The sequence below is a fragment of the Parashewanella curva genome (assembly GCF_003675895.1).
Lineage (GTDB): Bacteria > Pseudomonadota > Gammaproteobacteria > Enterobacterales > Shewanellaceae > Parashewanella > Parashewanella curva.
This window is the reverse complement of sequence record NZ_ML014852.1, coordinates 1-10,434: the sequence shown is the minus strand read 5'-3', so window position 1 is coordinate 10,434 and position 10,434 is coordinate 1. Positions and strand designations below refer to the sequence as shown.

General features: G+C 39.5%; 5 protein-coding genes. 1 reads left to right on the top strand and 4 read right to left on the bottom strand.

Going from position 1 to position 10,434, the window contains the following annotated elements; translation table 11 throughout:
• Nucleotides 1-102: 102 nt before the first annotated feature.
• The 4 genes from D5018_RS21780 to D5018_RS19290 form a co-directional block, all read right to left on the bottom strand.
• Nucleotides 103-273 carry a hypothetical protein gene (locus D5018_RS21780; RefSeq protein WP_207819387.1) on the bottom strand — a complete coding sequence of 57 codons (171 nt, stop codon included), beginning with the start codon at nucleotides 271-273 and terminating at the stop codon, nucleotides 103-105.
• A 385-nt stretch (nucleotides 274-658) separates the two neighbouring features.
• Nucleotides 659-4,798: an ankyrin repeat domain-containing protein gene (locus D5018_RS19300; protein WP_121840621.1), complete on the bottom strand. Its 4,140-nt coding sequence runs from the start codon at nucleotides 4,796-4,798 to the stop codon at nucleotides 659-661.
• 130 nt (nucleotides 4,799-4,928) lie between these two features.
• Nucleotides 4,929-5,759 carry a hypothetical protein gene (locus tag D5018_RS19295; protein WP_121840620.1) on the bottom strand — a complete coding sequence of 277 codons (831 nt, stop codon included), beginning with the start codon at nucleotides 5,757-5,759 and terminating at the stop codon, nucleotides 4,929-4,931.
• A 274-nt stretch (nucleotides 5,760-6,033) separates the two neighbouring features.
• Nucleotides 6,034-8,949, bottom strand: a complete 2,916-nt coding sequence (locus tag D5018_RS19290; RefSeq protein WP_121840619.1) for an ankyrin repeat domain-containing protein — start codon at nucleotides 8,947-8,949, stop codon at nucleotides 6,034-6,036.
• A gap of 393 nt (nucleotides 8,950-9,342) precedes the next feature.
• On the opposite strand from D5018_RS19290, the gene D5018_RS19285 reads away from it, so the two are divergent.
• Complete coding sequence (locus tag D5018_RS19285; protein WP_121840618.1) at nucleotides 9,343-10,119, top strand: hypothetical protein; 777 nt, start codon at nucleotides 9,343-9,345, stop codon at nucleotides 10,117-10,119.
• The last annotated feature ends 315 nt before the right edge of the window (nucleotides 10,120-10,434 follow it).

Below are 10,434 nucleotides of genomic sequence, written 5' to 3'. Positions count from 1 at the left end.
CAGCATTTGCTTTCTCCAGCCTCCTATACCTGCACCACTATCGGCTACCTTCACAGACAGCTTTCCCAGAGGGAATGATACAGGCTTACCGTGTTCCGTATGTCACGCAATGTCAGGGTAGATGCCCACTATAATGCGGAGAGTTCTGTTGATCACGAAAGAGTATTGTCCAACCTCTTTCCAACTCTCGTTGCCTTTTGGCCACAGCGTATAAACCACTTCCGCTGCTTCAACGTATAACGCACCTTGCATGGATTCACATATGTTCATCATACTGACAACCTAGCACTTACCCGATTCATGTGGTTATCAGGAGGAACGTCCTCTCACGATTTCATTCCCGTCAAATTGACTTTGTTACATTGTCAGGCTCGCTGCTTTATTCAGAGCCCTAGGTTCAACCGGTGATACGGCAGGTTCACTCTAAAGCGGTGAACAGCGCTTCATACGACTTCACGTCGCACGGACAAAAACGTTTTAGTGCGATTGCCCTACAAACGCATTTAGCAATAAACAGAAGTTCGATGTGAATAACATAATGGCCAGTTCAAAATCTATTATTCCTGTCCACATCCAGCTCATGGGAGCGACTTTGTTCGCCGAAGAGTCATCATCAAACAATTAAGCCAATTTACTTCTGCCAAAACCATTTTTGGGATTACTGCGCTACTTCAGGCTGTTTGCCTTTCAGTACCTCAATGATACCTTGACTATTTTGTTCCACAGCCAATTCCAAAGGCGTTTTATCGTTTGATTTAATATTGGCATCAGCGTTAGCTTTCAGTAGTTGTTTAACAACCTCTGTTTGATTATTCCAAACGGCGAGGTAAAGCGGCGTAAAGCCATTATAAGAAATGCTATTCACATTGGCATTTAAGCCAATAAGATACTCAACGATTTCGCCTTTTCCTGCAGCACAAGCAATATGCAATAAGCTAACCTTATCTCCTGACGGTTTGTGCTCAAGCAATAGTCGAACATTAAACCCTGATGGCGCCGATTGAATTAATTGCTTCAATTGACTTAACTCACCTTTAGCGCAAGTTGATAACAATTCACTGACATGCTGATTTGTCAGATTCTTAATCGCAAATGTGACTTGGGTTGTTGCAACCACTTCTGCAGGAGGTAACGGTACAGCGCTGGGTAAAGGCTTAGCCACTTTTTCAGGGGCTCTTAGATTGGTATTTTCTTTGGAAGGAGGTATAGTTGCCTGTGCCTGTGCCTGTGCCTGTGGTATTGCTTTGGAAGCGGATTGAGCTGTCGGTGAGGGTGAAACATCACTTGCAGACTGCAACTCGCTCATCCTTACGGCCTGTGGCAAAGACTCATTCTTTTTCGGTACAGACCCTGCCTGCCTTCCTGCTTCAACATCTAGCTTACTCTGTTTATCGAAAATTTGGCGTTTAATCAAACACAACAACAAAGCAAACCCAGCTGCTCCCACTGCAGCGATAATACCTGAAAAAGTTAACCCAACAATTAAGCCGGTACTGTTACCACCTCGATCAATACCTGATGTTGGGCTTGGTTGAGAGTGCTGCGAAGAGCCCTGAGGGTGTGTTGCAGAAGAAATCTGGGGGCTTGTTGGTGGAATGTCAGTTGATAATGCCCTTGCGCAAGCCTCAATAGATAGGCTATTAAGATAGCAATTAATTGCGTGTATGAGTTCGGTATCAGTCAAACCTTTTAAGGCAAACTCATTGCTTTTGATGTTTACCCAGTCACAGGATCTTTTTGCAGGTAAAAAAGGGACAATGTCAGTAAATTCAATCACACTTCCATTGAATTCAACTTGTTGGGAAGCGTTAATTTTGATACCAATGGTGCCAAACGCTGGCGCAAACTCGGTAAAGTTTCCGATTAGCTCAGCAGTACTCAACACTTCATTAGCATCTAATAAATTTTTTAATACACCGTCATTACAATTTGTTGATGAGATAGCAGTTACTGGCTCAGCATTATTAAATGCCTTTAATAATGCATCTTCCGTTAATTGGTACTGAGTTACATTTCTGTCAGTGCATTCCTTAACATTGAGAGTCGAAGTTGGTATGTTTTGTGAAACTCTATCCCACGTACTGAATTTACCACTATGATATAAAATTGAAGTTGAATTTAACCCAATTGAGCTGCCTTCATCAATCAAATCAAATAACGTCGCTAATTCAACAACCCTTCCTTTAAGTTCAACTTTTATCGAGTCATCACAAGCTAATGTAACCGCTGCTGAGTCGAAAGCTGCTTGTAAAATATCTTGATTAATTCTGGCTAAGTTGACGGTTGGAAACTCAGCACCCAAACATAATGCTTCTGGGTGTAATTTAGCGACTTCAGAGATCAAGTCATTAATAGTAACCAATTTGTTCTGTGTAGTATTGGATACAATTAGCCCACCAAAATTTGGAATAAGCGCGTTAAAACTGGAGCTATTTGTAGGTAAATTCGAAAATTGGTAAGGTATGGGAGGATTCGACGGTGTATAAGGGTGTTGTGGTTCACAAGCTAACTGTCTTAAGTAATCAGACTCTAAGAGATAAGAAACGCCTTTATAAGCCGGAGGGCTATAGGTTGAGCCATTTTCATCAACACATTCAATTGAAGGGGGGATATAAGAGGTAATTTGTTTCCAAACTACACTATGATTACCAAAAGCTACCGTTTGATTTTCAAAAATCGAATAGCCTTGGTCTGAGTAACTGGGTGCATTTTGAGCGAACCTTTCGGCAATATAGTTAGAGTCATACGCATTGGTAGAAAATGGTTGTTGTACCACTCCATAACTGCAATCGTTAATCTTAGGGCCAGATACTGTATTTCCAATGTCTAGTATCAAATCTAAATCTGTTTCGAACGCATCATGTTTTCTCCAATATAGTTTATTATAAGGGCATCCTGCTGACCAGTATATAGGAAGGTGATTAAACCAGTTCACCATTACCTGCCATTCTAGAAATTCGGTTCTAGATGATGAAACCACCTGAACACTAGGATCTAAATAGACCGCTTGTTGAGAATTATTTGCAAATGCTGCCTTTAAGTCTTCAATACGACAAACACTTCCTACCGTTTTTGCGCGAATAGGGTTACGGCATGTATGAATTTGTGGAGCCTGAGGGGTTGCATTGAAGGCTGTGAGATAATCATTTAACGTAAGTCGCGCAAGATTTATATTTCCACTTAATTCTCCTTTACAAATTTTATTACTTTCCCCTGAAGCCATTTGAATTAATGTATTGTTAAAATCTTCCCACCGAACAATATGATCACTTCCATTTGAGGTAATTAGTACATTATCATCAGCCGTAAGCAGTGCTTGATTTTCGTTATTAACCCCCACTGGAAACGTTTCTATATGAACAGGTTGTTGAACTTGATCACTAACAACAAATTTGTTGCTATGGCAATTATCAGCAACCTCTGAAATCGGGATACAAGCATGTTCGTTGTATGTTAGTAAGGTGCTTATACCATAAAACTTGCAGCCTGAACTCGTACTGACTCTGATTGATTCCCCCCCCTGACAACAGGCAGGGGTGTCATCAATAAATGCTTGCCTGTTCACATAAACGAATCCATTTACTATTTCAACCTTCTCTTGACCGTTTTGTGTATAATGACCAGAAATTAAAGTAGAAATTCTAAGATCACAATTTTTACTCTCTACAGAGAAGCTCTCCGAAGAACTAGGTACCGTTATGTCTATAATCTCATAGTTGGTGAATTCTTGAGGTATATCAGAAAGAAGCACACCACCGCAGAGACGTGTCTGGTAGTTCGGAACGGAGACGTACCATAGCGCTCCTCCAAAAGTTAAGTTTCTACAATTTGAACAAGAACGTTTACTGACAATGTGTGCTTTAGCATCAACAGGTTCAAGGTTCAACCCAAACGTTCCCTTATCATACTCATCTGCCACACCCTTTAACTGCCTTGATGTCACCTGCTGTTTTGTTTCCGTAACAGGCAAGCTCCCAAGAGGTTCTTCCCCTGTAACGGGAGGACGGTTTAACTTACTTTCTAATTTATCGGCTAGTGAATCAAAATCTGAGGGTTTTAAGGTTGCACCTTGCAAGTTAGGTTGTGCAGAGTGTTGTGGTTGTGACTGATAAGTCTCACTCGCATTGGTGGTGGCATTCAATGGTTGTGTCTCATCCACACTTTTTAAGGTTCGCCCTGCTGCGGCATAATAAGCTTTAGCCTCAGGGTTTGAACTTGATTGTGGGTTTATGGGTAATGAGCCACTGCCATCAAGGGCAAACACGGTTTCAATATGGCTGCCAGCCATGCCACCAAGCATACTGCCAGCGATACTTGCCCCTAAGTTGGCGGTTTGCCTGACAACGGCTGGCGTTTCTTCATTCAAGCTCTCATTAACGGCTTTTGATGCCACATAGCCGCCCACCATTGACGACCCAATTTGAATTAAACTCTTATTAAGTCCCCAACTAATGAAGCCAGAGACAAAAAACTCAGTGGCAGCTGATAACACTTTGGCATTGTGCTCTGATGCAACTTTACTTACCCCCCACTGAACGGCTCTGCCTGCGAGATGGACTCCACTTGCAGCAGCGCCACCATAAATTGCCCCTACAGGGCCACCAAGTAATAAGCCAACACCAACCCCTGTACCCACCTTCCAAAGTGAGGTGGTGGTGTTTTCCATAGATGGCGAAACTTGATAAGGCTGCTCTGTTTCTAGTTGAGAGCTTGCAAGTTCAGCATTTTGAAGATTTGATTCAGACTGGGGGGCAAAAGGGATCCGAGAGTGCGTAGATGAAGTTAACTCAGTAGTCATGGCGCTTATCAACTTTGAAGAAGTGATAGCTTCAATTTACTGATAGTAGCTGAATATTAATTGAATTACCTACACGATTACGGTCAAAATGATGCGAGCAAAAGTTCTTGTTAGTAAGTATTCTAATTGTTTAAACTTCACTGCGTACTTTTGCAACAAAATCAGGCTGCAAATTTAACAGCTTTTCTAAATCATCATTCGAGGCATCTGCAGCACTCTTTAGCATAGAAGAGAAATTTGCATCATGGCATCCATGAGCAATGCACAGATGTATCAAAAATTCTTCATAATTTTTTAAGTATCTATGGGTATCAACCCATACTCTGCCAAGTTCATCCTCCTTAGCACCTAAAACTTCCATCATAAAGGCGTAATGCGCTGGTTTTGATATATGTAAAAAAATTGGCAAATGATTTATTTTGGCTAGCTCTTGTAATCTATCGTTTTTTGCAAGAGCTGATTCCAACTCTATTCGAGCGCCATCATTATTTGTTAATGCTTCATTTATATAAGATTGGCTAACGATCTGTCTTTCTTTTAAGGCATAACTGGATTGAGGAATTGTATGAGTAGTTTTTAATACTTCTATCACTTCTTCTTTTGTAAAATGAAAGCTTACCTCACTTTCACCTGGGTGAGCTTGAGGGGCTTCTACTCGTTTTGCAGTCGCAACTTGTGAGGGTACTACTCCATTTTGATTTAATTCAAAGTGATCGGTTAATTTAGGAGGCGTACTCGTAGATAGGGGCGGTCTATTATAAGGCTGCTCAGGGGCGTTAACCCAATCAGAAAAAGCACCATTTTGATTGGCTTCTTCATTATGTTGAACACCACTGGCGACATCAAATTGACCTGAAGCAGTGTTTATTGTTTGATTTTCTGCAGAGCTTTCATTTTGAACTTGATCGCTTTCAGGGCTTAAAGGTTTACCTGCTTCTGTACCTACACTACCAGTACTCATAATTCTTCCTAACTGTAGAGTATTTAACAATCTTGTTATAAACAAGAGCTGAAAAATAATTAAGAAAACTATGATAATTATTCTAGTTACAAATGTACTAAGGAGTGGTTAATGATTGTTAATTTATTTGTATATCAATTGGTTGGAGATTTTTCGTTGTTGGATTTAGTATAAAAAAGAGAACGGCCTCTAGCCACTACGGAAAAATCCCGCATTTTTACTAGAGCACAGTTCTGGGAAATCTAGAAGTACTTCCTTGTATATTCAAAAAAGGCTAAACTTTACGTTTAGAATCTGGTTGTTTATTGTAATTTTCTACCCATTCAGCGATTTCTTCAGGTTCACTAGTTTGTAATTCACTAACTTTCTCTTGGAAATATGTCTTTTTTGAAGAAGTGAACCAACCAGTACCTTTGGCGATATCTTTCATTTTCTTCTTGAATTCAGCTTTTGCTGCTTGAAGTGCTGCTTTAGCTGCATGACCATCTGCACTTGGTGCTGCCATTATGGCTAATTGCTGTTGTTGGTAGGTTAACCTATTGCTAGCGTCAAACAACTCCCTTAATTTTCTTTTTTCTTCTTCTGTTTTCGCAGCCTCAACAACTTCAGTCGCTTTTACTGCAACTTTCATATAGCAGCGAACAGTTTGAAGAAGCTCTGGAGAATAATGATGGTTTGTGAGCGCAAGATCTCTGCATGAATTATCCTCATCTTCTTCTGTAAATTCAGTACCATTCCATTTTTTCTTGCCTCCTAAAAAGTTCCAAAGTGTTTCCAGATACTTATCCACTTTATCTTCTAAGATCATAAAACCACTTGCTCTTGAAATGGGAATAGTCAGCATGTCTTTTAGCTGTCGTTCAAGCACAGTGGGATCTGCTTGTAACATTTTGTTTAATACCCATCGAGTTGTATTATGGAGTACTATTCTCTCTTTATAATGTCTTAATTTTGTCAAACTGCTGTGGCTAACCAAGATCTCATATATAAGCCCTTGACAAACGTTGTAGCCTCTATGATCTTTTGCGTACGGATCAAGTCCTGCTCCCAGTAGGACAGTTAAAATTTCAGTGCTTCCCCCTTCAACGGCCGCCATCAATGGTGTTTGTTCTTTTTTGTTTTGTAAGTATAGAAACGGTAATTGAGCAACATGTTTTTCTATTGATACTGCAGTAAAAGCTTCTTTTTCTTCTTCGCTTTTCGATTCTGTATTCCCGCTAAGTGCTCTAACTAATTCTTTTCTTTCTGTTGGCGAATAAAGAATATCCAAAACGAGTGTTAGGTTTCGATCTAAGCAAGCTAAATGCAGCGGTGTATTTCCTTTATTATCTACAATGTCAACTCTAGCACCGTTATCAAGTAACAAGGCTGACAAGTGGCACAGATGCTGTCCCGCAAAGCGCATATAACGAGTCTCTCCGCAATATTGGTCATGAGCAATGATATGTAATAGAGTACTGCCTTGAGCGTCTCGCTTATCTAAGTCCAAGGTTGGACAGTTATCAATTAAAATCTGTAACATCTCTTCGGATTTAACAGCATGAATGATACCAGTTTGAGTATTACGGTCAGGGTTAGGAATCATTTCCTCGGGATCTGCACCATATTTTAATAGCATCTTCGCTGCGATAGGAGAATTTAAGTCTACGGCTTTCATGAGTGCACTTCGCTGGACAAAATGTTGCCCACGTAGCCCAGACTTTGGAAGCATTGGTACATACATTTCGCAACAGTTCGCACCTTCTGGATAATGTTCTAACAATCTATCAAGATGAAGTGAAAGTCCTTTAGTGGTGTTTGCGTGCAAAATGCATAGGTGCACAAAAAATTCTTCGTAGTTTTTGAAGTAGTTATAGGAGTCAATCCATACTCTGCCTTGACTGTCTTCCTTGGCTGCGACAACCTCCCTCATGAAACCTCGGTGTATTTGTGTAAAAGGTATGAAGATTGGTAAATGTGATTTCTGGTCAAGAAGCTCTTGCAATCGAGGCTTTCGAGCGAGCGCATCTTCTAGTGATATTGGTTCACCTTCATCATCTGTTAATGCTTGCTCTATAAATGTATCACCAACAAATCTACTTTCTATACATCTGGTTCTGAACTTTTGTGTGAAACTATGCGTTGCTTTGAAAGCATCTACAAAATCTTCTTTGGTGAAATTAAAGTCTGCCCTTATTTCATCTGGTTGAGGGGTGGCTTTGGCTATTAATTTTTTTAACAACTCGCTGGCTTCTCGCGCTAACGATGACTCAGGCTCATCAAGGTATTTATCAGGGTGAACAAGGACCATCACTCTACGGCGTACATTATCAAGTGTTATGTCCGAGGTTTGACCTTGTTTTTTAGGTACAAGCCCCTTAAGTTCCACTTGCAATGCTTCACAGTTTAGAGTTTTTCTTTCTATCATGAGCAATCGCTGATACATATTATTTAATATCGGAGAAACTGTAGAAGTATTTTCAGAAGGCTGTGTAGTTACTTTAGAATCTTCTTTTGATACAGTTGGTTTGGCTGGTTCAGAGGGGCCAGCTGATTTTTCAGGAGCCAATTCAAGCTTTTCTAATTCAGATACTTCTTCTAATTTTCTATGCAGCTGTTTACTAAAACGCTCTGTCAGTCCACTAAGTGAGCCGTCTTCTTTTATTTCTATTTGTTTGACAAGCTGAAAAATTTCATCAAATATCCTACGCATTTCTGCGCTATATGTTTGGCGTACTAAGGCTGCAACTTCACCTTCTTTTGATAATGGCTCTAGCTCTTTAATCGCTTTGATTAGTTTCACATCATCTATTTCGGCATGTGAAGAGACTACTGAAGAGAGAACTTGCTCTGGAGCTGGCTGTGATAAGGAAGGAGAACCATCGACACTAAAAGCATCACATGGACTGCGTGTGGCTGCCCTGTCTTTTATGGGGCTCGCTCCGGTAGGTATTACAGAACTTGGACTTTTTTTAGGGGTGCCTGTTGTATATTTACATAATTTTTCGGGCGACTTCGTTACAGAAACTGCAAGCCAATCAGATAAATTATCACCGTCGCAAGTGGCTAGGTCAATGTCAAAATCACCTAAATCAGTGGTTAACACTTGCCCTGTTTGAGCACCTGATTGAGTACCTGACGGCTTTGGGTCATTAGAGGCATCAGGAAGCTCGCCTGTTATAGCTCGTGCAAGAGTTTTGAATGCACTCATAATTTTCTACCTAAATCATACATACTTTTTTGGCTCTTAACAGACGTAGCGGTGTAACTCTGTAGTCATAAAAAGAGCTTTTAATACATCTGGAATAATATGAATAATATAGATATTTACCCCTATAACTAAGTTAATCATCATTCATTTATATTTCATTAAGTAGCTGTAAAATCGAACTTTAAATTACCTCTAAAGCGAAGGGGTGAAGCATTCTTCAAGCTGTTAGTTAATTTTTCCGAAAATATTCCCCAAAAATACTTGGCAAATCTAAAACTTAACAATAATTTATCTAACAGAACGTTAGTTTTAGATATAATTTATGCCATTATTTCAAACTATTGATTAACAATTATGTCAGTGTCGGTTGTCTCTCAAAGTCTAAGAGATCAAATGTTTGAGGCTTTTTATGCGAGTGATAATATGCCCTCATCAGTTGAATATAATGGACAGGAGTATATTGTAGAAAGCTATGATTTTTTAAAAAATCAATGGCAATTTAAGCTGGTGGACAGGGCGCAACCATACGGAAATAAATACCTAGAATGGATAAGGCATCAATATAAAACCAAGATCAAAAGTGATGCTTCTAAATTAAGCCTTGCTATGAACGATGAGAATATTCTTCCTTTAAAAAATCCGTCGGATTCTGATGTACATAAATATATTTTTCACATAGATGCTGGAAGTGTCGTAACTCAAAATGTAGGAGGGCAACCAGCGCAAGTTTTAAGTGATTTTTGGGATAATGAGCTTGGTTATTCGGATAGAGAAAAATTCGTTTCACCTGCTGATGTAAAGACTAACATATCTCATCGAACTGCAAATGACGGTAGAATTCAACCATTGCTAATTGCAATAAAAACAACCCCTATTGCTGAAGATGGGGTCATTTTCACTAACTCCTTTTCTTCTGTAAATGAGCCGCCCATTTGTCCTTTTTCTGGTGAGAGTCTTGATCATCAGAATGTAATTCAGGTTTCTTTACCGAACCGAGAACATCCATTATTAACAACTTGGGTATCAGTATCTCGTTCTGGGCTACGTAGAATAATAGCTAGTGGGAGTTTGGTATATAAAGGAATCTCTCTATATTCAGTTTCTGTCGAAGATATAAGAAGAGTAACTAGACTTAATATCGTTGGATCATTGCTTCGTTATAGATTTTAAAGCCTGCAATCAGCAGGCCTATACTCGTGATACCTGAAAGTTGCATCTTCAAGTATCACGAGTACATATATCACAAACTTTAAAACTTATAGCTTAAATTAACGTTAAATTTTCTACCTGGAGAGGTGTTAAAAGACAAATCTGAATTTGCTTTATGACCTTTCACTCTGCTGTATTTTACGTACTCTTTGTCTAGTCATAGACTGAACCTTAAGAGTTAAAGTTTTGAATAATATTACTCAATTCACTGTTTCCTTTGGATTTTCTTTGTTGAGACCTCGTGGCATTTTTTTGTAAATAACTAAATGCCCATTC